Below are 24,120 nucleotides of genomic sequence, written 5' to 3' on the forward strand. Positions count from 1 at the left end.
TTTAGCGCATTAACCATTGCCGCGTATTGCGTTGGAGCTCTAGCGCCATGGTGTTTTTTTGTTTAGAAAAACGAATCGTGCCATGTTGTATGGTACTGAGCAAAGGGATGTTTAATTCTTTTAAGCGTGCTTCCACCTGCACACTCGGATGACCATAGCGATTATTCACACCCGCCGAGGCCACTGCCAATTGAGGATTCAATTGCTTTAAAAAAGCGTAAGCCGAGCTATGCCGACTGCCATGATGTCCCAACACCAAAACATCCACCTTTAAATCGGGATAATCCTGCAAAATCTGATACTCCGTTGGCCATCCAGCATCCCCCATCAACAGAAAATTTTGATAGGGCTTGGCATTTTTAACCTGTAGATAAATCACACAGGACTGTTCATTTTTTTCATGCACGGCATTAGCCAAATGCTGTTTTTGCGGCGATAAAACAGTGATCTGCACTTGATCTGACCACTGCCATTGCTGTCCTTGTATGCAATAATTGAACTGACTCGCTTGAGCGACCGTCACCGCTTCATTTGAATAAATCTGCTCAATCGGGAAATCCTGTTTAATTGATTCATATCCACCGCGATGATCTTGATCTAAATGAGTCAAAATCAATTTATTCAGGGTACTCACGCCATTTACCGATAAAAAAGGCAAAATAATTTGCTTACCTACACTAAACTTACTTTCATCATAATTACCGCCTGTATCTACCATCAGGCTTTGCGTATGGTCGCGCACAAAAATAGCCTGCCCCTGCCCGACATCAAGTATGCTTAATTCAAAGTCATGCGGATGGCGATCACTGAGCGCAAACGGCATAAAACATAAGAGCGACCATGCTTTGGGTAAAACACCCCGCGGCAAAAAGATAATAACTAATCCTAAGCAGACACTGAGTAATAACCAAAAATTCATCGCGATAGGTTGTAAGCTGGCAGAAAAAATGCCATCCAAACCGTTTAAAAGCAGCAACAATAGCGACAAACATACATCGTTGATTTGAAAGATGAGAGCTGCCAAGGGTTGAAAAATAAAATAACAACAAGCAGCGATAATATCCAAAGGAACCACCACCAAACCAATCCATGGCAATGCCAAGATATTACTCAGTGGGCTGATCCATGCCAGTTGTTTAAAGAAGATGATCATCAAGGGAAATAAAGCCACAAATATCTTCCATTGTGATTCAATTAACAGCTTGAGCTGCATCTTGAATAATTGCATTTTACTTTTGATTGGCGTGGCAGAATGCTGCTGTTGTATGGTTTGATAAATTCGTAATAGCACAAAACACGCCACGTAAGACAACCAAAAAGCTGCCGATAAAACACTAAATGGATCAAAAATAAGCAAAATTGCTGCACTCAGCAATAAAATCGTTAAGGGCTGAATTTTTTGTTTTAACAGTAAAAAAGCACTCACAACCATACAGCTTAATAGCGTTCTTAACGCAGGAATTTCAAAGCCGACAAAAGCACAGTACAGCAAGACGCAACTGCAAAAAGGCAGAATGAAAAAATATTGTTTTGGCCAGATTAAATATATCTGTATCGCATAACGGCGAATCAGTTGATGTAATGCAGCACAAAATAGAATAGCGAAAATCAGTACATGTGGCCCAGAAATGGCCAATAAATGACTCACTCCAAAACGTTGGAATAACTGCTCGGTTTGCCGATCTAGTAAACTTTTATCTCCAGTTAATAGGGCCAAAAGTAGACCTTTATGCTGTACAGGTTGCTGATGAATAAAATCACGCAGCGCTAAACGCTGCTGCTCAATCCAGAGTCGAACTTGATTGGCCCATGCGTGTTGCCGCTTGACATAGCTAGCATAGCCCAAAGCATTGATCTGCTGTTCGGTCAGCTCTTGTATAGCCAGCACTTTAAAACCAGACATGATATTTTGCTGAATAAACCACTGCTCTTGGTCAAAAACACCCGGTGTGGCGTAGCCATGTGCCGGTCGTGTAGTGCCTTGTAAGCGATAATAGTGACCTAATTGTAGTGCCCATTGCTGAGTGGCAGGCTGCTCAATTTTTACAGAAGCTTGCCACTGCACAGGCTGTACATGCCGATTTAATACCTGTATTTTTTGTTGTAAAACATGCTCACGCTGTTCATTGATATGCTTAATATAGACAATCAGCTCCAGCTGTGCGCTGTGTTGCTCTCTTAAGTGTAAACGTTGATTGAGCTGCTGCTGGGCATAATACGAACCAAGTAGTAGGGCCAAGAAAAAGCTGATCCCGAGTAAGCTGGCCTTTAACCACAAAGCAGAAATGCTCTTAAAAATAGTCAACTTAGCCAGTAAACATAGACTAAAAAAACAAATACTGGGAATAAGCAAGGAGTGCAACAGCAGGATATCTTGACCCATACTGGCAATGCCGATTATCCAGCCTAAACAGATTAATTGAATCATTATTTTTATAAGCGTTATATTTTGCCTAATATTAAAGCCCACCGAGGTGAGCTTCAATTCATTTTTTTAATTTATTGCTATCGACTTAAGCGTTAATCCATACGCCATCTTGCATATGTAAGATGCGATCACCGGCCTGCGCCAACTGTTCATCATGGGTGACGATCAGCATTGCCATATTAAATTCGCGACGTAACTCACTGAGCAACTCAAAAATTTTGACTGCCGTTTTACGGTCTAAATTTCCGGTTGGTTCATCGGCCAGCATCAACTCTGGCTTGGTCACCAAGGCACGGGCTAAAGCCACACGCTGACGCTCACCACCTGACAATTCACCCGGTGTATGGGACATACGATGCGACAATCCCACCCGTTCAAGCAAATATTCCGCTTGTTGTTTAGAGTGCTTATAATTGGTTCCAGCACGCAGCATCAGTGGCATCGCCACATTTTCTAAAGCGCTAAACTCAGGCAATAAATGATGGAATTGATACACAAAACCCAAATGCTGATTTCGTAAATAACCGCGCTCGGCTTCACCTAAGGTATCAAAGCGCTTTTCATTTAAAAAGACTTGTCCTGCAGTTGGGCTATCTAACCCGCCTAGCACATGCAATAAGGTACTTTTACCTGAACCACTGGAGCCAACAATTGAAACGAATTCCCCTGCTTGCACTTGTAAAGAGAGATCTTTAATCACCTCTACCGTGGTCTTACCATCGGTAAAACTTTTTGAGATATTCTTCGCTTCGAGCACAATATTACTCATAACGTAAGGCCTCTGCAGGTTGAGTTTTAGCCGCACGAAATGCCGGATAAATGGTCGCTAAAAAGCTTAAGCCTAAAGACAAGCAGACAATCACCACCACATCTTGCCAACGCAAATACGACGGTAAATAATTGATAAAGTAAGCATCGAACAGGTTTAAACCAAATGCTGTATTTAGCCAGCCTATAAAGCCACTAATACCTGAGGCAAAAATCACCCCCAAAATTGCGCCCGACACCGTTCCAATCACCCCAATAATTGTGCCTTGCACCATAAAAATTCGGGTAATGGTGGCAGGAGATGCGCCCAAAGTACGTAAAATAGCAATGTCTGACTTTTTATCAGTCACCACCATGACCAACGATGACACAATATTAAATGCAGCAACCAAAACAATCAGGAATAAAAGCAGGCTCACCATGGCTTTTTCCATCTGAATTGCACTGAATAAATTACCGTGGGTAAAAGTCCAGTTCGATGCATAAAAATTGCTCGGTAAGTCTTTGACAATATCATCCGCCACTTCAGGGGCTAAGAAAATATCATCTAACTTTAAACGCACCCCTTGTGCGCCATCAGGTAGACGCAATAAAGTAGAGGCATCATTTAAGGCAATGTAGCCCATCATCGAATCGACTTCTGCACCAATACTAAAAATACCGACAATTTTAAACCGTTTAAAACGCGGCACAACGCCGGCAGGTGAAGGCGTCGCTTCTGGCAACACCAAAGTGATGCTGTCATTTAAACCCAAGCCCAATGAATCGGTCATTTGTTTGCCTAAAACAATCCCAAATTCACCTTTTTTTAAGGCATTGATACTGCCTGCGACCATGTGGTCTTGGATGATTGAAACTTTCTTTTCATACTCCGGCTCGATCCCTGACACCATAATCCCCGCCACTTGTCCTTGTGCGGTGAGCATGCCTTGTAATTGGGTAAATGGTGCTGCACCCACGACATGCTTATGTTGTTCAACTTTTTTTACAAGTTCAGGCCAATTTGTTAAAATTTGCGTTGAAGAAACAGTAGCCTGAGGTATCATTCCCAAGACACGGGTTTTCAACTCTCGGTCAAAACCATTCATTACGGATAACACGGTAATGAGGACGGCCACGCCTAAGGTGAGACCGATCATAGAAACCAATGCAATAAAAGAGATAAAGTGGTTACTACGCCGTGCGCGGGTATATCTTAACCCTATATACAGCGAGATTGGTTTAAACATACCATCAAGTCCGAGGAATAATTATGGAAAATTCACAGCATCAAAGCGGTAACATGGAACGCCGCGTGATGTCGCGTATCGATGCTGCCTTGCGTATTAATTATCAGATTATCTCTGATGATGTTGCGCTTAATGACCCTTATGATCCTAACTTTGTGCTGCCGCGTTATTTTCTACTACTTGCAGAATTAGATCAATTTGATCATGCTTTAAACTACGAATTAGAACAATTAAATCAAAGAGATCAACAAATTGCTCGAATATTATCCTTATTTAATCAGAAATTGAACCTGATTACAGGTTCTTTGTACGATGCCATCGTACAATCGATGTTACCAATCCCTGAACATGTTAATTTTTCAGAAACCGGATTTAGTTTTTTTAATGAACATGCTATGCAAGAAGGCACCTATCTGCATGTGACCTTAAGTCATCCTGAAAATGCCTTTCATATTGCTGCAACCGCGCAAGTGGCTTATAGCCGCGAAGAAGACAATGGAAAATACCGCATTGGCGCCTACTTCATTACCTTACATCCACAAGACAAAGTGAAGCTCTCTGAAGCAGTGACGGCATTTAAAAATCAAACTTAAATTACCGACCAGATTTAATTTTATAGGCCAGCGTGCGACTCGCCTTAAAATCACGATAGAAATAGATGAAAATACCCAGCAACAACACCAAGGCGCCGACGAAAACCAGTACCGATAATGCCTCTTGATTCAGCACAGCACCAATGATTAAAGCCAGCATGGGCGTCATTACGGTGGTTAAAGACAAGGTGCTGGCTTGAATGTTTTGTACCAGTTTAAAATAACAGAACATGGCAATCAGTGAAGCCATAATGGCAGCATACAGCAGCGCAAATAAAGACTTGGTCTGCGGCAGATGCGTCGGCACATATTGCCAAATAAATGGCAGCATACACAGCGCAGCAATACTGGAGATAAAAATGGAGCCCGTCGCCTGCGCCACTGGATTAACGCTGGCATTGACGCTCTTGACCCAAAAGATAGAAAAAGCATAGGTAAATACACTTATCAACATTAAAACAATGCCGATAGGATGAATATGCTGATCTCCCCCGCCAAAACAGATGATCGCCAGTCCAACCACTGCGATCAGCATGCCCAACCACTGCAAACGATTAAGATGTTTGTGAAAGGCAAAACGACCAATTAAACCGGCCATAATTGGTGCCAAACCAAACATCAAAGCAATAATGCCTGAGCTTAAATAACTGGTGGCCAGATAGGTAAAAAACTGCGAACCCATCAAGCTAAATGAACCGGCCAAATAACTATGCCATGCCCTGCGATCAACTGGAAATTTGACCTTTAAAATAAGCAACACCAAAACTGCTAACGGTAACGCAATAAAAAAGCGCAGCACCAAAGCCCACATTAAATGTAGATCGGACACACTCCAAACAATGGCCAACGGTGCAGTGGCCCAAATAAACACCAACAACACATACGTTGCCACAATATTGGCTTTAGACGGCATAACAGGCTCAGTTTAAAGGGCAGTTTTACGTTTTTGTTTCTGAATAGTTTGATCCAGTGAACTAGAGAATTCCCGCTTATCACGTTCAGAAATCGGTGGTGGGCCGCCCGTATTGACCCCTGCACCGCGCAGACTATCCATAAAATCACGCAAATGCAGTCGCGCTTTGACATTGGCGGAGGTATAGACCTCACCGCGCGGATGAATCGCAATGCCGCCTTTTTCAATTACCAATGCAGCCAAAGGAATATCTTGTGTCATCACAATATCATTGGGCTTCATACGATCAATAATTTCTTGATCCGCAGCATCTGCCCCACTCATCACTTGAATGGAGTTAATCCGTATAGAGGGCGTAATACCAACATTTTGATTGGCCACAAAAGTGACTTCTAATTGATAACGATCGGATGCGCGAAGAATCACTTCACGCAGAATTTTAGGCAATGCATCAGCATCTACCCAAAGTTTAAATGGCAGCACGCAGCATCCACAACAAGAAAAGAATAGGCCTTAGTCTAGCAAATTCCGGCTGCTAAACGCATGCATTTATCCATTGATCTGTCCACAGCTTTTTTATTTGATCTAGCACCAATCAGCCTTGATCGGATGCATTCTGGCGTTTAAGCACATTGATTTGGCATATTTATATTATTTTCGTTACTTAGCGGCTTTAATTTTGTGCAGATGACTTGAAATTTTAAAATAACCCTCGATTTAATATACAAATCTAACCAAATATCAATTGTGAATATGAAAAATCAGAATAGACCAGAAATTATCACTATTGAAGATGAAAACTTTGGTAGTCATGTCGAGCATTGGAATTTACTTACCGATCATCCCGCGACTCATGTGCCGCAGTGGTTGGGCCTCGCGCTCGATGCGCCGGTCATGCCAATGGGGCTTTGCCAACAAGAGTGTGACATGGAACAAAGCACATGGCTCATTCAAGGCCCACAAAAAGCAGCGGTACAAATAGCGCAAGTGATTGCGGTAGAAAATAATAAGCCACAGCGCGTCAAAACTGCTTTTCCAAGCTTTGAAAGTCCGTATAAAGTTACAGCCAGTATTGAGCGAATTATTACCTGTACCTCCAATGCTCAAGCGGTACTGCGCTTAAATTTAGGCGCCAACAGTATTGTTTATGCCTTTGACAGCCTCTATAGCGTTAACCATCTGCATTATGAAAAAGATCAGCCCTATTTAGTGCAATTAAATGCATGGGCCTATGGACTTGAAGCGGTGTCTGACCATGAGCAATTGGTGGTGGATGACCCTGCTTCGATTAAACATCATCGTGCGTTAAATGATATTTTAGCGGCAAATGACGGCGTCGCTCCGACTAATTTACAAGAACAAATTGATGCTTGGCAGCCTAAATCGGACGATGACACACAACCCGTTACCGTTGATTTCTCAAAAATGGTCGCCTATTTATATGGCGAGAAAATGGGACAAGAAGATGAAGCATGGTTTCAAGGTAATATTGTGGGTAAAACGGCCATGCACTTTATCGATCAAGAATACACCTTGTATGATGTCGCCTTGATTCATGATGAAAATCAGGAAGCGACGCTTATTCGTATAGCGAGCAAAGATGCTGCACATAAAGACTTCCAAATTGGACAATTTATTCGCGGAAATTTATGGATTCAAGCCAATATTCATGCAAAAAAGTCATAAATCATGCGTGATGGCCAAATAAGGTATTGCTCTAGATGACTTTTTGGCCAATAGTCATTTGGATTTTTCTTGAGACGGATAGCGAATCTTGAATCTACAATTCTATTGAATAAGTGATGATTGCGTTTCCAGCACAAGATAGCAGCAGAAAAATCACTTGTGCTATACATACATATTTAGCCCAAGAGTCTATTGCAATTTAGTACTTTATTTAGGCAACTTTTTGTGTTAAAAATACAAGCTCACCATAGGAATTAACGATTATATAAATCGTAATAGAGTTTTCCCATGAAAATCGTGCAAGAAGAAAATATACAACACGCTGAACATCAGTTTATTAAACGTTTTGACTTAGATTCCACCGCATGTGTATTTTTCATGTTGGGCATGTTGCTGTCGGCTTATCTGTTACATCATTTTATTTTATAATGCTGTTTTACATCTTGTAAAAAAAGCCCATCTTAAGTGATGGGCTTTTTTTATGTCAAAGATTAAAGATGCTTAACCATGACGCTTGGCAAAGGTATCCATAAATTCAACCAAAGCCTGTACGCCTTGTAAAGGAACGGCATTATAAATACTGGCGCGCATTCCACCCACTGAACGATGACCCGCTAAATTAAGCAAATGCTGCTGCTGCGCTTCTTGTAAGAACAATGCATCTAAATCTGCATTGGCCAAGGTAAACGGTACATTCATAATAGAACGATTGGCTTCAACGATCGGATTGGCATAAAAATCACTTGAATCAATATAACCATACAGCAGTTTGGCTTTAGCAAGATTAATCTGATGCATAGCCTCTACACCGCCCTGCTCTAACAACCATTCAAACACCAGACCAGATAAATACCACGCATAGGTAGACGGCGTATTGAGCATTGAGCCATTTTTAGCTTGTTCAGCATATTTTAATAGCGTTGGAATTTCAGGTTTTGCTTGATCGAGTAAATCTTCACGCACAATCACCAGCGTTAAGCCGGCTGGACCAATATTCTTTTGTGCGCCTGCATAGATGAGGCCAAACTGAGACACATCCACTGGAGCAGAAAGAATACTTGAGGACAAATCTGACACCAATGGCGCGTTTACCTGCGGCACCGCGGCAAATTGTAAACCGCCAATGGTTTCATTATCTGCATAATGCACATACGCGGCATCATTGGATAGATTCCACTCACTTTGTTCACTGATGGCCAATTTACCGTTAATATGCGTGGCTGCATTGATGACGTTAATATCACCATAACGCTTCGCCTCTTTAAGGGCTTTTTCCGACCAAATTCCAGTATCGATATAATCGGCTTTATTATTTTTACCCAATAAGTTTAAAGGAATAGCAGAAAACTGTAATGATGCTCCCCCTTGTAAGAACAAGACTTTATAGTTCTCTGGGATGTTCATCAATTTGCGTAAATCGGCTTCTGCTTTTTCAGCGATGGCCACATAGTCATCACTACGATGGCTCATTTCCATGATCGAAAGCCCTTTGCCGTGCCAATCCAGCATTTCAGCTTGTGCCCGTTCTAAAACAGCAGTGGGTAATGCAGCAGGACCAGCACAAAAATTGTACGCGCGCATGATTTTTCCTTTCAAAGTGAAACACAATAAAATAACGGCATTTAAGCACAGATTACACTACATTATCCTGAAAATATTTCAATGTTATTGCAGAATTAAAGTCAAAATTTCAATGAAGATCGTGCTGTTAATTTTAATTTATTAAGCTTACACCTGCTATTCATGCAATCAAAGAGGCCAATCTTTTTTATGTGTTAAAGCAAATGGCTTGAATGCTGACGAGATAAAATTTTAAATATTTTACTGGTTTAATTTATATTATTTATCAATCCCTCATAACTACATTATTTCTGAGGGCTTAAATTCACGCAGTATATTTATTTGCGGCACATGAACAGATGAGCCAAACTATAATAGTATCAATTTTAGCTGCATTTTTTGCCATCATCAGTATGATGATGCACTTTAGTGCTTTAAATCATAAATACCACTTATTATACAAATGCATATTAATCAATAATATTCGTGGCTTTAAAGATATTCTACTTGAAGCAGGCTATAATTTATAACAATAATGTTGAGAGCCAAATCTATGCGACTAAATTTGATCTGGGCACAAAAAAATATATACCAGACGATTGGCACATTCATCCAAATGACCTTACTGTCGAGTGCTGCGCTTTATAGCACCACAACATTGGCTCAAAGTATAAGTTATGCTCAAGCTGAGCAATCTGTTTTAACGGATTCATACAGCACACAAGCCAATCAAGCGTTACAACAAGCCTCTCAACTTCAGGCGGAGGCCGTTAAGGGTTTAGGCTTACCGCGTGTCGATTTAAACGTCCGTGCCTATGCCTTTCATAGTGAAGTGGATATTCCACTGGATTCCTTTAAAAATAATCTCGAACAAACTCTTGAGCAAGGGATTAACGATCGACTCCCCACGGGTTTTCCAGATTCATTTAAACCCGTTATTAATCAGGCCATTCACAGCGGTGTCGGTCTATTCCCCGATTCCGCCAACGTGGTTTTAGAAGACCAAGTGATTCGCCCTACAGTATCTGTACTGATGCCGCTTTATACCGGTGGCTTAACCTCCAGCGCCAAAGAAGTGGCCAACATCCAAGCGCAGCGCAGTCAGTTGACCAGTCAACAACAACAAGATGTGCAACGTTTTGAGCTGATTCAAGCTTATTTTAATGTGCAATTACAAAAACAATTACACGCCTCTAGCCGTTTAAATTTTAATGCCATGCAAGGCCATTATAGCAATGCACTGAAACTTGAGAATCAAGGCTTTATCAGCAAAGGTCAGCGTATGCAATTTGAAGTGGCCAAAAACAATGCCGAACGTGCTTATCAAAATACAGAAGGCAGTTTGCGATCCAGTCTTTTTAAGCTGAACAACCTACTGCAAAGCCACGACATTAATGAGCTGAGTACACCGCTTTTTGTCAACTCGACACAGAATCAATCTTTAAATGGCTTACTGAAAACCTATGCTGAGCAATCCTCGCTGATTCGTAAAATGCAGATGGATACACAATTGGCCAATGCCAATATAAAAGTGCAAAGTGCAGCCAAAAAACCCAATCTTTTTGCCTTTGGTGAATACAGTTTAGATGACAAACAAAACTGGATTGTGGGTGTGGTGGCGCGTTATAACCTATTTTCAGGCGTCGATAAAAATAAAAATATTCAAGCTGCAGAATTACAACGGTATGCCTCAGAACAAATCACTGAACGCACCAAACAAGAAATTGAAAATATTATTTATAGCTCTTATAGCGAAGTCAGCAGCGCGCAGCAAAGTCATCAACTTTTGCAACAAAACCTAAAAGCAGCACAGGAAAATTTACGCATTCAAAGCTTATCTTTTAAAGAAGATATGGGTACTGCCACACAAGTGATTGATGCACAAAACATGCTCAGCAGCTTAAAAGCAGAGATGGCACTGAATGCGTATAAATATGTGTTGTCATTGGCCACTTTATTACAAAGCCACGGTTCAATTGACCAGTTTCAAAGTTATGTCAATCAATCTCAAACCAACTATATTCGTTAATTCTTGATGGGGAAAAACATGACTCAAGATTCACAGCAGCCTGATCAAGAGCGAAGCAATGATTCATCAGCAGTTAAACCAGAGGATGTCGATCATCCGCCTAAAGCGGTGAGCGCTACAGATACACCTGCCTCATCATCTCAAGCAAATATCGAACACACGGCAGTTGAACCTGCGGCGCAATCAAGCAAAAAGTCTGCCGCAATAAAAGCCATGGGCTTGATTGTGCTACTGGCGATTTTAGGTTTGATCGCATTTGGTTTATGGAAAGGTTACCAGCCAAAAGAACTAGAATTACAAGGGCGCGTAGAAGCCGAAACCATTCATGTCAGCACCAAAGTACCCAGCCGAATTGAAGAAGTTTATGTACAAGATGGCCAACGTGTGTCCAAAGGTCAGATCTTGGTGCGCTTATCTAGTCCTGAAATTGCCGCGAAAAAACAGCAAGCACTGGCTTCTTTACAGTCGACCTTGGCGCTAAAATCGACAGCAGATCGCGGCTCACAGCAAGAAAATATTGAAACCTTATATGCCAATTGGCAAAGTGTCAAAGCACAACAAAATTTAGCCGAAGCCACCTATAAGCGCGGAGCAAATTTATTTAAAGAAGGCGTGATCTCTCGGCAACGCCGCGATGAAATGCAGGCTGCTGCACTCTCGGCCAGTCAATTGACCGAGGCAGCCTATCAACAATATGCCCGTGCTAAACGTGGCAGCACGCCAGAGCAAAAATCCTCTGCCGACGCACAAGTTGAAATTGCTAGAGCTGCAGTGGCTGAAGCCAATGCTTTAGAAGCAGAAACCCAATTACTCTCGCCAATTAATGGCACCGTATCTAAAACCTATGGTAAAACTTCAGAATTGGTGGCCATCGGTGTACCGATTATCAGCATTATTGAAGATGATGATTTATGGATCAGCTTGAATGTACGCGAAGATTTATACGCACAAGTCTATCAACGTGAAAGCTTAGAAGGCTTTATTCCGGCGCTCAACCAAACAGCGAATTTTAAAATTAAAAATATTGATGCTGAAGGTGAATTTGCCACCATTAAAACCACGCGGCAAACGGGTGGCTATGATATTCGCAGCTTTAAAATCCACTTAACGCCGCTACAACCAATTAAAGATTTAAAGGTCGGTATGAGCGTACTGTTTAAAATTAAAGAGAGCAAAAAATAATGTGGGCCGGCATACTGCGTGAACTGCGCTATTTACTGACCCATAAATGGGACTTAAGCTTGGTCACGCTGGCGCCTTTATTTATTATTGTGCTGTTTAGCAGTATGTTTTATCAAGGTAAACCTGAACATTTACCTATTGCTATTATTGATCAAGATCAAAGTGAACTGAGCCGCAGCATTGAGAAATATATCCGCGCTAACAATACTCTAGACATTGCTGTTATTTCGCAAAGCCCTGATGATGTTGAGCAACTGATTAATGAAAATAAAATTTGGGGCTATATTTCTATTCCGTCCGGTGCAGAACAACGCTTGGTACAGGCCAAAGATGCAGAAATTAGTATTGCCTTTAATCAAAGCTATTTTAGTGTCGGAAATTCAATTTCATCAGCCATGACGCTGAGTACGGTACAAGCAATCGCAGCATTTATGGGTGAGGATTACCTACAAAACAGCCTACCCAATATAGATATTCCAACACCAAATGTGAAAATATCACCCTTATATAATCCCAGTTTAAGTTATGAATTTTACCTAGAACCTTTTATGATTCCGGCAATTTTGCACTTGCTATTGTGTTGCTGTGTGGCTTTTTCTGTCGGACAAGAATTGAAATTTAAAACCACAGCGCAGTGGTTGAATCAACGCAGTATTTTCAGTGCTTTATTCGCTAAAAATTTGGTTTATGTGGTTATTTTTAGTCTGTGGACATGGCTTTGGATGTTCTGGTTAATTGAGGTTCGTGGCTGGTTCGTGGCAGGAAATGTATGGATTATTCTCTTGGGGCAGGTTTTATTTTATAGCGCCTATGCCTTGATCAGCAGTGCGGTGGTATTGGCCACCCAAGACTTGGCCAAATCTTTTGGCTTTATTGCGGTGTATGGCGGTTCCTCCTTAAGCTTTGCCGGCGTCACTTTACCACTCAATAATGCGCCATTTTTCACTCAATTTTGGGCCAATATTATTCCCTATACGCCCTATGTCAAACTACAAACACAACAATGGGTGGTGGGCAGTTCGATCTCTATTTCGCTGTTACCACTTGCGATATTGGCACTTTATTGTCTGCTTTATTTTGCGATGGCCTATATGTTCCTGAAAAAGTATTTAAAGGCAGTACAGCTATGAAAAATCGTTTAAAAGAATTTTCACACTACTACCTTAAAACTTTTAAGGATATTATCGCCAACAGTTCAATTTTTACCACCTTAATTTTATCGGTATTTTTATACAGTTTTTTCTACCCCACGGCTTACAAAGCAGAGCATGCCGAATCTTTACCCATCGTGATTGTGGATGAAGAACAAAGCCTTATGACCTCAAGCATTATTACGGAAGTGGCAAAAAGTCCGAGTATCCAGATTAAAGCCATCACGGGTAATTTTGCTGAAGCAGAAATGATGGTCAAAAATCAGCAAGTGGATGGCATTTTACTGTTACCTGAGAACTTGTCCAATAGTGTGCGGCGCGGTGAAGTTGGTGGCATTGGCTTATATTTAAGTGCGGCTTATTTTTTAAAAACCAAGCAAATTGGCTTGGGTTTAGCCACATCAATTGAACACGTGATTACAGAACAAGCGGAAAAATTTGGGCAGTTTTCCCATTTTAGCCCCGCCCTGTCTATTCATCGACTACCATTGTTTAATCCGCTGTCGGGTTATGGCAGTTATGTTTTTCCAGCAGTTGCCCCTTTGATTATTCATCAAACTATTGTTTTAGGCTTGTGTATGCTGATTGCCGGTTATCGCGTGCATCATTGGCGACCGAAAAAAATGGAATTTTTGGCTTTATTTAGTGCCCTTTTAACCATCGGTTGTTTGGGCTGTTTTTATATGTTTGGTTTCACTTTCTGGCTCAATGATTATCCACATGGTGGAAATTTCTTGGGTATGTTGCTTGCCGTGCCTATTTTTATCAGCTGTGTGATCGCGCTAAGCATGTTGCTGGCCTCATTTTTAGATATGCCAGAACGTGCAGGTCACCTGATTGTCTTTACTTCTATTCCACTGTTTTTACTCTCCGGTGCGGCTTGGCCACATGCCGCCATGCCGGAATGGATGCAGTGGTTGGGCAATGCCCTACCTTCTACCCAAGGCATTCAAATGTTTATTCAACTCAATCAAATGGGTGTGCCGACTGCTATTGTGGTGCCGAAAATGATTTACTTGGCCACGCTTGCCGCGATATTGCTGGTTTGGAGTTATTTCCGATTAACTCAAACGCAGCGGCAAAATCGTCAAAAATAAACAGGATTCTGCTGATCAGCTTTAGCACCTAAAGCTCTGCTAAAACGCTATTTTCCAAAAATTTGCACATCTAAATTACGAATCAATGTACTGCCATTGGGTTTATCAAAGCTCACATCGTACTGAACCAGATTATTGTCGTAGGCATATTCATAGGTCACTTTATATAGGCTGGGTTTGCTGCTGTCTTTTTCGATGCGTTTGGCAACAATTTTTTTTGAGCGATAATCTTCTTTAGGCAAAGCTTTAGAAAACTTAAGCATCTGTTTCTGATTTTTAATAAAGTATGCTTTTAAAGTCGGCTCAAAGTGTGTGCTGATCTGTTCAAAATCCCCTTTACGCAGCTGATCATAGCTTATTTGCGCCACTTGTTCCTGCTCTGGGCTTGGATTGGGAATTGAATCTAGGCCATTTCGACCAATTTTATCGCAACCCACAACGGTTAAACATACAGCAAAGGCAAGCGATCTTTTTTGCATCATTCTCTCTTCTTTATGGGTTGAATCAATACGGATAAAAAAGAGCGCCTAAGCGCTCTTTTTTAGGGTCATAACAACCTAATCTTATTCAGATTCATTTAAATCTGATTCATTTTCCACTTGATCAATAATGGTTTCATCATCAATTAAAGTTTCTGAATCAATTAACGCTTCAGCAATCATCGGCTCTTCACCTTCAATTACTTCTACAAACTCATCTTCTTCAACCGCTTCAACTGAAACCACACCCACCAGCACTTCTTGTTGACCCAGACGAATCAAGCGAACACCTTGTGCATTACGACCTGTGGTAGCCACTTCTGAGGCACGCGTACGAACCAAAGTACCACCATCAGAAATCAGCATCAGCTCTTTGCTTTCATCAATGGAAACTGCACCGACCAATTCCCCGTTACGCTCAGAGGTCTTAATGGCAATAACGCCTTTACCACCGCGTTTTTTGGTTGGGAAGTCGCCCACTGGTGTACGTTTACCGTAACCATATTCAGAAGCACACAGTACTTCACCGGTTTCAGGTACCACCACCAACGACACAATGCGGCTGACTAAAACTGAATCTGAACCCGTTTCATCATCCGATTCAAGATCAGTATCTTCTGCATCTTCAACTTGTGCAGCACCCATGGTGACACGCATACCGCGTACACCTTTGGCAGAACGACCCATTGAACGTACATCTGTTTCTGCAAAACGAATGGCTTTACCTTCGTTTGAGAACAACATAATTTGCTGTTCGCCGTCAGTAATGGCCACCCCAATTAAGGTGTCTTCTTCGTTTAATTCAATGGCTCGTAAACCATTGGAACGTACATTACCAAATTGCTCTAGTTCAACACGTTTAACGGTACCTGCGGCTGTTGCCATAAAGACATAGAAGTTTTTACGCACATTTTCAACTTGTTGCGCAAATTCAGCGATAATTTCATCGTCTAAATCAGTAGCAGACAGCTCGACACCCAATTGTTTCAATTGAATACGTAGCGCATCAGACAAGTCATCTGCACCATCCTCAAGCTCAGCCAGTGCCGCTTGTAGTTCAACAAAATGAGCATTCACAATTTCATTTTGTTGTAATTGCAGCGTATTGGCTTTCACAAAGGCTTGGAAATCAACCAAACGATCTTTAAATTTCTTCGGTGCATCAATGACCGGTAAAATTGCAGTGATGGTTTCATTGGCATCGAGTGGTAATAAGTTGACCATTGGACGGCCTTTAGAACCACGTGAAGCTTGAGGCACATCATAGACTTTCAAACGATAAACTTTACCCACGTTGGTAAAGCAAAGTACCGTCGCATGACTAGATGTCACGATTAAATGTTGAATATAATCATCTGCTTTCATTGACGTTGCAGACTTACCACGCCCACCGCGACGCTGTGCAGCGTAGTCAGACAACGGCTGAGTTTTGGCATAACCTGTTTGCGATACGGTCAAGACCATTTGCTCTTCAGGAATTAAATCCTCACGCGAGAAATCAATACGTGATTCAATAATCTCTGTTTTACGTGCATCGCCATATTGCTGCAAAATCAACGCCAATTCTTCACGAATCACGTTCATCAATAAACCAAAATCATTTAAGATTGCGGTAAAACCGGCAATTTGACTTAAAATATCAGAATATTCAGCATGTAACTTGTCTTGTTCAAGACCGGTTAAACGATGTAAACGTAATTCTAAAATTGCACTGACTTGAGTTGGCGAGAGACGATAAATACCCCCATCAAAACCATAAGGTTTAGCTAAATCTTCACCCTCAATCACTTCCGGACGTACAGAAACTGAACCTGCTTTTTCTAGCAAGGAAACAACGCCGCCTGCAGCCCACTCACCTGCTTGTAAACGCTCACGCGCTTGTGCTGGATTGGCAGAAGTTTTAATGCTTTCAATAATGCTGTCAATATTGGCTAAAGCAACCGTCAAACCCTCTAAGATATGCCCACGTTCACGTGCTTTACGCAGCTCGAACATGGTACGACGCGTCACCACTTCTTGACGATGGCGAATAAAGGCCGCAATAATATCTTTTAGATTCATCAATTTAGGCTGGCCATTATCCAGACAAACCATATTGATGCTAAAGGAGTTTTCAAGTTGAGTGTTTTGGAACAGATTATTAACAATCACTTCCGCATTTTCACCGCGCTTCAAGTCAATGGTAATACGCATACCATCTTTATCGGACTCATCACGTAGTTCAGAAATCCCTTCTAGTTTTTTCTCTTTGACCAATTCAGCAATACGCTCAATGGTACGGGCTTTATTGACCTGATAAGGAATTTCTGTAAAGACGATGGTGGTACGACCATTCTTTGGATCTTCTTCAAAATGGTATTTACCACGAATATGCAAACGACCTTTACCGGTACGATAGGCATCGACAATACCAGATTTACCGTAAATAATGCCGCCTGTAGGAAAATCAGGGCCGCTAATATATTCCATTAATCCTTCAATACTAATATTGGGATCATTGGCATAGGCTAAACAGGCATTGACTACTTCGGTAATGTTGTGCGGCGCCATATTGGTCGCCATCCCTACCGCAATACCGGTCACACCATTAATCAGTAAGTTCGGGATACGTGTGGGCATGACGTGAGGAATACGCTCAGAGCCATCGTAGTTATCTTCCCACTCCACCGTGTCTTTGTCTAAGTCAGCCAACAGTTCATGCGTCAGCTTACGCATACGCACTTCGGTGTAACGCATAGCTGCGGCACTGTCGCCATCGACCGAACCAAAGTTACCTTGACCATCGACCAGTTGATAACGCAAGCTAAAGTCCTGCGCCATACGAACAATGGTTTCATAAACAGCAGAGTCACCATGTGGGTGATATTTACCGATTACGTCACCAACCACACGGGCAGATTTTTTGTAAGCTTTGTTATAGTCGTTGCCTAACACGTGCATAGCGAAAAGCACACGACGATGAACGGGCTTTAAGCCATCTCTCACGTCGGGTAATGCACGAGAAACAATTACGCTCATGGCATAGTCGAGATATGAGCTTTTGAGTTCATCCTCAATGGCAATCGGGCGGATTTCCGATACGCTCATGCATACTCCTTATTACAAACAGCATTTGAAACTGCTCGTTTTATATAATCAGTCTAGCAAAAAATTAACTCAGAAGAAGCTGGGTTAAAGTCTAAATACAGCCCGAAATTATAGCATAAATTCTGTTATTTTTGTTGGTTATACTCCTGCTTAATCGGGTTAATTCCCTTAAGTTTAACGGCTATTTTTCAGGCCATCTTATTTAACGTTTTTTCTGTGATTTTTAAGCTAAAACTCATCATTCCGATAATGCAACCTTCAAAATTACAGGTTGGTGCTTGACAGATCAAATGAAGGTTTGATCTGTATACATACTGACAAACATTAGGATAAAAAAGTGTTGAGGATACTTCAAGAGTCTGCTTATCCTTTTCCATCAGATAAAATACGCAATAAACCGATAATCAGCAGAAACGCATAGCGTTGCTCTATTAAATTCTTCTGTGCCAGATCATGTAAGAAACTGTGCGCAAAAAATAACTGTGCACAATATCATCTGAAATAATCGAAGCGACCCAAATCAGTACAATCGCGCAAAGCGGTCAAACGACCGTTTTAAACTTACGCGTACTGCGTGTTCGGATAAATGTGCAGAAAACACCATCCCAATCACGGCATCAATTAAAACGATAGAAGTGGCGCTAAAATCGCTCTTTGGATGAGCTGGCAAACACTCTTTGCTCCAGCGAGTGCTCATTCAAAATGATTACGTTTTAAAATCAAAAACCTAAATCTCAAAAAGTATTTTTTATTTTTACATGAATTAAAAACTGCCCTTAAATAATAGAGTTACATGTCTTTGTGTATAAAATTAAGATTCATCTATTGGCTTAAATTTACTAACCAACAATATATTAAAAGAATTTCTTAAGCCGTATTTTTAAAACAAAAAATGCCCCTAGAATTTTCTAGGAGCATCTTTGACAGCATCATGCAGAATTAGATTTTAGATACCAATTCTGGAATAACTGTATTTAAGTCGCCCACTAACCAGTAGTCAGCAACCGCATTGATTGGCGCTTCTTCATCTTTGTTGATCGCAACGATCACTTTAGAATCTTTCATGCCGGCCAAATGCTGAATCGCACCTGAAATACCCACAGCGATATACAAATCAGGTGCAACAATTTTACCTGTTTGACCCACTTGCATATCATTCGGTACAAAGCCTGCATCTACCGCAGCACGTGAAGCACCTTGTGCTGCACCTAGCTTGTCTGCCAATGGATCAAGTACAGTGTGATAGTTCTCACCTGAACCGACACCACGACCACCAGACACTACAATACGTGCAGCTGTTAATTCAGGACGTTCAGATTTAACGATTTCTTCAGAAATAAACTTAGAAACGCCTGCATCTTCAACATCGCCAATCGCTTCAACCGATGCAGAACCACCTTCAGTTGCCACAGGATCAAATGCTGTGCCACGTACAGTTGCAAGAACCACAGATTCAGTCGATTCTACAGTTGCAATCGCGTTACCCGCATAGATTGGGCGTTTGAAAGTTGTTGGGCTTTCAATGGCAATAATGTCAGAAATCATGCTGACATCTAACAGTGCAGCTGCACGTGGTAAAACGTTTTTACCTGACGTGGTAGACGCAGCAAAAATATGTGAATAATTTTTACCCAAGTCTGCCACTAACGCTGCAACGTTTTCAGCCAATTGATTGGCATAAACTGCATTGTCTGCAAGTAATACTTTGCTTACACCGGCAACTTTCGCGGCCTGATCCGCCACTGCTTGAGCGCCAGAACCTGCAACCAATACAGTGATATCAGCACCGATTTTTTGAGCTGCAGCAACAACGTTTAAAGTTGCACCGTTTAGTGCTTTATTGTCGTGCTCAGCGATAACTAAAATACTCATGATTTTATCCTTTTGTATTAGATCACTTTCGCTTCGTTTTTAAGTTTCTCGACAAGCTCGTCTACAGATTTCACTTGTACGCCAGCTTTACGTTCTGCTGGTGGTTCAACTTTAACTGTTTTAAGCTTGGTGCTCGCTGAAACGCCATAATCTGTAGGAGATTTAACTTCAAGCGGTTTTTTACGTGCTTTCATAATGTTTGGCAGTGCCGCATAACGTGGCTCATTCAAACGTAAGTCAGTGGTAATGATTGCAGGAAGAGTCAGTTCAACAGTTTGTAAACCACCGTCGACTTCACGCGTTACTTGCACTTTATCACCAGCAACATTAACTACAGATGCAAATGTACCTTGACCTGCACCCAATAAAGCACCCAGCATTTGACCGACTTGATTTGAGTCGTCATCAATGGCTTGTTTGCCCAGAAGGATCAGTTCTGGTTTTTCTTGTTCGACGATACCTTTTAAGATTTTGGCCACTTCAAGTGCACCAATATCATCAGTTGTTTCAACCAAGATACCGCGATCAGCACCCAACGCCATAGAAGAACGAATCTGTTCTTGCGCTTCTTTAGGGCCAATAGAAACCACAATAATTTCTGAAACTGTGCCTTTTTCTTTTAAGCGAACAGCTTCTTCTACTGCGATTTCACAGAATGGATTGATCGACATTTTAACGTTAGTAAGGTCTACCCCACTATTGTCTGGTTTTACGCGAACTTTGACGTTGGCATCAACCACACGTTTTACAGCAACAAGAGCCTTCATGTAATCCTCGGCTGTTTCAGCAAAAGTAAATGTTGAGAAAAGTTACAATAACTCTTCACTTAAAATTTTTAGGTGCCCTATCTTGCAATGGCGATGGCATTTCGGTCAAGTCACAATTATCAAAACAGGGCTAAAAATGACTAAAATTACTTGAACTAAGCGTTCATGTTTTTTTAAGGATTGTTGTTTACAGCCGTTTATTCTTATTTAGACTACTTTTTAAGCATTGATTTTGTTATATTTTTATCTAATGCTACTTATCATTTTTTCTAATTAAAGTTTTATCACCGCTGTAACTTGTCGTTAAAGCACTTACGCTTTTTGCACAAAGAGAGAACATGGGGTTTGTCATTTAAGACAGCTTGGGCAAAATAATGGGTCTATTCTGCGCAGAAAACAGCCTATTTAATTCAAAGATATGAATCTATTGATATCTATTTTTAAATTGCACTTTAAATGGATTGCATTATTGCCACTCAATAGATCGACTCAGTCTTTAAAAAGCACTGACTTGTCTATTGGCGTAGGTTGTTTAATCTATAGCAAATGCAGCCTGAAAAATAGATTCAAGCTAATCGCTGACGTTCCACTTGCTGTGCTAATAAAGCCACCACGCATAAAATATTCAATGGTTTTTTAATACTCAAAAGCTCAGTACATGACGATTAAATTGATTATTGCTCTAATAAATCACGATGAATATGACTTAAATCAATTAATGCATAGTCTTGCAAATCAAAGATCTGCCAAATCTCTAAAAAATCTTCTTTTAAATCAATATTCATTTTAGCTACCGGACGTTCCTGCCACTGCAAATCCGAAATCCAAATATAGCTTTTGTTGAGTTCAGCATTAAATGCTTGCAACTTACCGTCCGCATTTATGCCTTGTACGTAACTATTTTCAGGTAAGGCCGCTTCAATTCTGGGTAAATTGATTTCCACGAAATGCTTTACTTGTCTTAAGCCATAGCCGACAAAAATTTCTTTTTGCTTGGCGCTTAAGCCTTGATACTTTTCTTGAACAGCCAAAATTTTAGTTTCACTGAGCATTTTCATCATCCAAAGTTTTTACGTCTCAAGCCCAATCACAGATAATTGCATACCTTGTAGGCCTACTTACTCGATTGCAGCTGCATGTTATACCCTATAAATGCCTTTTTTATTATCCGACAATAGTTTTAAAGACTGCATTAAATAAGTCTAACCTTCTGCTTTTTTTGATTGCGCACGTGGATGTGCCTGATCGTAAACTTGAGCCAAATGATCAAAATCAATATGGGTATAAATTTGTGTGGTACTTAGACTGCTATGCCCCAACATTTCTTGTACCGCACGCAAATCACCACTGTTCGATAGCATATGACTGGCGAAACAATGGCGTAATAAATGTGGATGTAAATCCACATTCACACCTGAACGCTGTGCCTGAAATTTAACGCGATTTTCAATTTGTCGCACCCCAAGTGGATGACCGGTTTGCGTAATCAACAAAGGCGCATGCGGTACAAAATCACCATGCCATAAAGGATAAATCTGTAACCACTGCATGACCGCATCTTTGGCTTTAGAGCCAAAAGGCACAACACGCGTTTTGTTACCTTTACCGGTAATGCGTAATAATTGTCTTTTAAAATCAAGATCCTTAATGCGCAAACCTTGCACTTCTGCTAAACGCAAACCGCTAGAATAGAGCAACTCTAAAATTGCTTTATCACGCAGCCACATTTGCTGTTCCAGGGGTTTTTCAGGTGCCGGCTGATCTAAAATTTGATGAATGGTTTCAATATCAATCATGCCCGGCAACGGCCGTGGAATGCGTTTTAACTGAAAATCATCGGCTGGATTAAAAGCCAAATAATGTCCTTGCTCGGCCCATTTCATAAATTGCCGAATGGAGGACAATAAACGTTGTAAGCTACTCGAGCTAAGTTGCTGACGTTCAACTTTTTGCGCCAAATATTCACGTAAGTCTGCGGCTTCTACATTGGATAAGTGCAGTTCTTTAATTTCACAAAAACTTAAGAAATCGGAGACATCACGTTCATAGGCTTGTAGCGTATGTTTAGATTGATTTTGAATTTCTCTTGCAGTGAGCCACATGCTTAATAAATCAGTGGCCGAACGTAGCGGGTTATTCGATTCAGTCACATTTTTCTCATTATCGAAAATAGTTTTTATCTACTCATTACGCGCAAAGTCACGCTTAACAGCGCTTAAATGAAAGCGAACATGCAGTATAACAGACTATTTTTTTACAGCCGCTGCGGTTGAATCATTTCAAAATCAACCGACCATTTGAATGGCTGAGTCATAATAAACCTGTACTGCAATTGGCCAAATGATGGCGTGGCGCTAAAGCTTTAATATTATTGATCCTAGCGGCATAAAAAAGCACCATCAACCGACAGTGCTTTAGATTATGCAAAGGCGGTTATTGTTGGTAATGGCTTAAATCAATGCGCCCTTCATAGACATTGGCCGTTGGCCCCGTCATCCAGACCACATCACCTTCACGCCATTCTATTTGTAGCTTGCCACCGGCCAATTCAATCTCTACTGAATTACCCAATAAGCCACGGCGCATGCCAGAAATAGCGGCTGCACAAGCGCCTGTACCACAGGCCAATGTCTCACCCACCCCACGCTCAAATACCCGTAAGCGTGCATGTGTATCATCCATAATTTGCATAAAACCGGCATTTACGCGTTGTGGAAAACGCTCATGTGATTCTATTTGACGTCCTAAACCAGCAACATCCGCAGTTAACACATCCTGCACCACAGTCACTGCATGCGGATTGCCCATATTAACCACATCAATGGTTAGGCTTTCGTTATTGGCCAAAGCCAAGCTGTAGAGATTTTCCGGCTCATCTGCCAGAAAAGGAATATGCTGTGGCAGGAATTTTGGATAGCCCATATTAACGCGCACCCAACCATTTTGCCCCAGTTCCGGCTCGACAATACCAGCTTTGGTTTGCACTTTAATCTTGGTTTTACTGGTCAGTTTACGCTCATGGACAAAGCGGGTAAAACAACGCACGCCATTACCACATTGCTCCACCTCTGAACCGTCGGCATTAAAAATACGATATTTAAAATCGACATTGGGTAAATCTGGTGGCTCAACAATTAATAGCTGATCAAAACCAATCCCAAAATGACGATCGGCTAAACGCTGAATGGTGTTGGTTTCCAAATAAGCGCGTTGGCTGATCAGATCAACCACCATAAAGTCATTGCCCAGACCATGCATTTTGGTAAATTCTAAAAACAT

At 41.2% G+C, this 24,120-nt stretch carries 20 protein-coding genes; 7 read left to right on the forward strand and 13 right to left on the reverse strand.

Features of this window, described 5'->3' with window-relative positions; all coding sequences use genetic code 11:
- Window position 1: 1 nt before the first annotated feature.
- From SE27_RS10335 to SE27_RS10345, 3 genes are all read right to left on the reverse strand, one after another.
- Window positions 2-2,428, reverse strand: coding sequence for a DNA internalization-related competence protein ComEC/Rec2 (locus SE27_RS10335; protein ID WP_039623118.1), 2,427 nt, complete (start codon window positions 2,426-2,428; stop codon window positions 2-4).
- An 85-nt stretch (window positions 2,429-2,513) separates the two neighbouring features.
- Window positions 2,514-3,197 carry a lipoprotein-releasing ABC transporter ATP-binding protein LolD gene (gene lolD / locus SE27_RS10340; RefSeq protein ID WP_039623121.1) on the reverse strand — a complete coding sequence of 228 codons (684 nt, stop codon included), beginning with the start codon at window positions 3,195-3,197 and terminating at the stop codon, window positions 2,514-2,516.
- Window positions 3,190-4,425, reverse strand: a complete 1,236-nt coding sequence (locus SE27_RS10345) for a lipoprotein-releasing ABC transporter permease subunit (RefSeq protein WP_039623123.1) — start codon at window positions 4,423-4,425, stop codon at window positions 3,190-3,192. The genes lolD and SE27_RS10345 overlap by 8 nt, the downstream gene beginning before the upstream one ends.
- A gap of 23 nt (window positions 4,426-4,448) precedes the next feature.
- Here SE27_RS10345 and SE27_RS10350 point away from each other — a divergent pair, with 23 nt between their 5' ends.
- A complete protein-coding gene (locus tag SE27_RS10350; RefSeq protein ID WP_039623125.1) occupies window positions 4,449-5,018 on the forward strand; it encodes a PilZ domain-containing protein in 570 nt (189 codons plus the stop codon).
- A gap of 1 nt (window position 5,019) precedes the next feature.
- Here the strand turns inward: SE27_RS10350 and SE27_RS10355 are convergent, their stop codons facing one another.
- Window positions 5,020-5,931: a DMT family transporter gene (locus SE27_RS10355; protein WP_039623127.1), complete on the reverse strand. Its 912-nt coding sequence runs from the start codon at window positions 5,929-5,931 to the stop codon at window positions 5,020-5,022.
- A gap of 12 nt (window positions 5,932-5,943) precedes the next feature.
- Complete coding sequence (locus tag SE27_RS10360; RefSeq protein WP_039623129.1) at window positions 5,944-6,414, reverse strand: YaiI/YqxD family protein; 471 nt, start codon at window positions 6,412-6,414, stop codon at window positions 5,944-5,946.
- Window positions 6,415-6,684: 270 nt separating this feature from the next.
- Here SE27_RS10360 and SE27_RS10365 point away from each other — a divergent pair, with 270 nt between their 5' ends.
- Together SE27_RS10365 and SE27_RS13995 are read left to right on the forward strand one after the other, a co-directional pair.
- On the forward strand, window positions 6,685-7,617 hold the full coding sequence (locus SE27_RS10365; RefSeq protein WP_039623131.1) for a hypothetical protein: 933 nt from the start codon (window positions 6,685-6,687) through the stop codon (window positions 7,615-7,617).
- 288 nt (window positions 7,618-7,905) lie between these two features.
- Entirely contained in the window at window positions 7,906-8,046 is a 141-nt protein-coding gene (locus SE27_RS13995) for a hypothetical protein (RefSeq protein ID WP_171160689.1), read from the forward strand.
- A gap of 72 nt (window positions 8,047-8,118) precedes the next feature.
- Here SE27_RS13995 and serC read toward each other — a convergent pair whose 3' ends face one another.
- Entirely contained in the window at window positions 8,119-9,198 is a 1,080-nt protein-coding gene (gene serC / locus SE27_RS10370) for a 3-phosphoserine/phosphohydroxythreonine transaminase (protein ID WP_039623132.1), read from the reverse strand.
- Between the two features lie 595 nt (window positions 9,199-9,793).
- On the opposite strand from serC, the gene SE27_RS10375 reads away from it, so the two are divergent.
- Genes SE27_RS10375 through SE27_RS10390 form a run of 4 tightly spaced genes read left to right on the forward strand, consistent with a single transcriptional unit; the run spans window position 9,794 to window position 14,636 of the window.
- A complete protein-coding gene (locus SE27_RS10375; RefSeq protein ID WP_052251755.1) occupies window positions 9,794-11,206 on the forward strand; it encodes a TolC family protein in 1,413 nt (470 codons plus the stop codon).
- A gap of 18 nt (window positions 11,207-11,224) precedes the next feature.
- A complete protein-coding gene (locus SE27_RS10380; RefSeq protein WP_039623134.1) occupies window positions 11,225-12,388 on the forward strand; it encodes an HlyD family secretion protein in 1,164 nt (387 codons plus the stop codon).
- On the forward strand, window positions 12,388-13,518 hold the full coding sequence (locus SE27_RS10385) for an ABC transporter permease (protein ID WP_039623136.1): 1,131 nt from the start codon (window positions 12,388-12,390) through the stop codon (window positions 13,516-13,518). Before SE27_RS10380 ends, SE27_RS10385 begins: the two co-directional genes overlap by 1 nt.
- A complete protein-coding gene (locus SE27_RS10390; RefSeq protein ID WP_039623139.1) occupies window positions 13,515-14,636 on the forward strand; it encodes an ABC transporter permease in 1,122 nt (373 codons plus the stop codon). Before SE27_RS10385 ends, SE27_RS10390 begins: the two co-directional genes overlap by 4 nt.
- A 47-nt stretch (window positions 14,637-14,683) precedes the next feature.
- On the opposite strand, the gene SE27_RS10395 is transcribed toward SE27_RS10390, so the two are convergent.
- The 7 genes from SE27_RS10395 to dapF all read right to left on the reverse strand — a co-directional run bounded on the left by SE27_RS10395 (window position 14,684) and on the right by dapF (window position 24,120).
- Window positions 14,684-15,115: a hypothetical protein gene (locus SE27_RS10395; RefSeq protein ID WP_039623983.1), complete on the reverse strand. Its 432-nt coding sequence runs from the start codon at window positions 15,113-15,115 to the stop codon at window positions 14,684-14,686.
- Between the two features lie 84 nt (window positions 15,116-15,199).
- Window positions 15,200-18,202, reverse strand: coding sequence for a DNA gyrase subunit A (gene gyrA / locus SE27_RS10400; protein WP_039623141.1), 3,003 nt, complete (start codon window positions 18,200-18,202; stop codon window positions 15,200-15,202).
- A 939-nt stretch (window positions 18,203-19,141) separates the two neighbouring features.
- Window positions 19,142-20,074: an FAD-binding protein gene (locus SE27_RS10405; RefSeq protein ID WP_039623143.1), complete on the reverse strand. Its 933-nt coding sequence runs from the start codon at window positions 20,072-20,074 to the stop codon at window positions 19,142-19,144.
- A gap of 17 nt (window positions 20,075-20,091) precedes the next feature.
- On the reverse strand, window positions 20,092-20,841 hold the full coding sequence (locus SE27_RS10410) for an electron transfer flavoprotein subunit beta/FixA family protein (protein ID WP_039623145.1): 750 nt from the start codon (window positions 20,839-20,841) through the stop codon (window positions 20,092-20,094).
- Window positions 20,842-21,515: 674 nt separating this feature from the next.
- Window positions 21,516-21,893, reverse strand: a complete 378-nt coding sequence (locus SE27_RS10415) for a hypothetical protein (RefSeq protein ID WP_148308934.1) — start codon at window positions 21,891-21,893, stop codon at window positions 21,516-21,518.
- 150 nt (window positions 21,894-22,043) lie between these two features.
- Complete coding sequence (locus tag SE27_RS10420) at window positions 22,044-22,943, reverse strand: tyrosine recombinase XerC (RefSeq protein WP_052251756.1); 900 nt, start codon at window positions 22,941-22,943, stop codon at window positions 22,044-22,046.
- Between the two features lie 331 nt (window positions 22,944-23,274).
- Window positions 23,275-24,120 carry a diaminopimelate epimerase gene (gene dapF, locus SE27_RS10425; RefSeq protein WP_039623152.1) on the reverse strand — a complete coding sequence of 282 codons (846 nt, stop codon included), beginning with the start codon at window positions 24,118-24,120 and terminating at the stop codon, window positions 23,275-23,277.

Source organism: Acinetobacter harbinensis (genome assembly GCF_000816495.1).
Classification (GTDB): Bacteria; Pseudomonadota; Gammaproteobacteria; order Pseudomonadales; family Moraxellaceae; genus Acinetobacter; species Acinetobacter harbinensis.

What these genes read in the sequence shown, in the direction of transcription:
- gyrA (WP_039623141.1), bottom strand. Translation starts at nt 18,202, where the DNA reads ATGAGCGTATCGGAAATCCGCCCGATTGCCATTGAGGATGAACTCAAA.
- SE27_RS10355 (WP_039623127.1), bottom strand. Translation starts at nt 5,931, where the DNA reads ATGCCGTCTAAAGCCAATATTGTGGCAACGTATGTGTTGTTGGTGTTT.
- SE27_RS10380 (WP_039623134.1), top strand. Translation starts at nt 11,225, where the DNA reads ATGACTCAAGATTCACAGCAGCCTGATCAAGAGCGAAGCAATGATTCA.
- SE27_RS10395 (WP_039623983.1), bottom strand. Translation starts at nt 15,115, where the DNA reads ATGCAAAAAAGATCGCTTGCCTTTGCTGTATGTTTAACCGTTGTGGGT.
- SE27_RS10385 (WP_039623136.1), top strand. Translation starts at nt 12,388, where the DNA reads ATGTGGGCCGGCATACTGCGTGAACTGCGCTATTTACTGACCCATAAA.
- serC (WP_039623132.1), bottom strand. Translation starts at nt 9,198, where the DNA reads ATGCGCGCGTACAATTTTTGTGCTGGTCCTGCTGCATTACCCACTGCT.
- SE27_RS10415 (WP_148308934.1), bottom strand. Translation starts at nt 21,893, where the DNA reads ATGCTCAGTGAAACTAAAATTTTGGCTGTTCAAGAAAAGTATCAAGGC.
- SE27_RS10350 (WP_039623125.1), top strand. Translation starts at nt 4,449, where the DNA reads ATGGAAAATTCACAGCATCAAAGCGGTAACATGGAACGCCGCGTGATG.
- SE27_RS10405 (WP_039623143.1), bottom strand. Translation starts at nt 20,074, where the DNA reads ATGAGTATTTTAGTTATCGCTGAGCACGACAATAAAGCACTAAACGGT.
- dapF (WP_039623152.1), bottom strand. Translation starts at nt 24,120, where the DNA reads ATGTTTTTAGAATTTACCAAAATGCATGGTCTGGGCAATGACTTTATG.
- SE27_RS10335 (WP_039623118.1), bottom strand. Translation starts at nt 2,428, where the DNA reads ATGATTCAATTAATCTGTTTAGGCTGGATAATCGGCATTGCCAGTATG.
- SE27_RS10365 (WP_039623131.1), top strand. Translation starts at nt 6,685, where the DNA reads ATGAAAAATCAGAATAGACCAGAAATTATCACTATTGAAGATGAAAAC.
- lolD (WP_039623121.1), bottom strand. Translation starts at nt 3,197, where the DNA reads ATGAGTAATATTGTGCTCGAAGCGAAGAATATCTCAAAAAGTTTTACC.
- SE27_RS10420 (WP_052251756.1), bottom strand. Translation starts at nt 22,943, where the DNA reads ATGTGGCTCACTGCAAGAGAAATTCAAAATCAATCTAAACATACGCTA.
- SE27_RS10410 (WP_039623145.1), bottom strand. Translation starts at nt 20,841, where the DNA reads ATGAAGGCTCTTGTTGCTGTAAAACGTGTGGTTGATGCCAACGTCAAA.
- SE27_RS10390 (WP_039623139.1), top strand. Translation starts at nt 13,515, where the DNA reads ATGAAAAATCGTTTAAAAGAATTTTCACACTACTACCTTAAAACTTTT.
- SE27_RS13995 (WP_171160689.1), top strand. Translation starts at nt 7,906, where the DNA reads ATGAAAATCGTGCAAGAAGAAAATATACAACACGCTGAACATCAGTTT.
- SE27_RS10345 (WP_039623123.1), bottom strand. Translation starts at nt 4,425, where the DNA reads ATGTTTAAACCAATCTCGCTGTATATAGGGTTAAGATATACCCGCGCA.
- SE27_RS10375 (WP_052251755.1), top strand. Translation starts at nt 9,794, where the DNA reads ATGACCTTACTGTCGAGTGCTGCGCTTTATAGCACCACAACATTGGCT.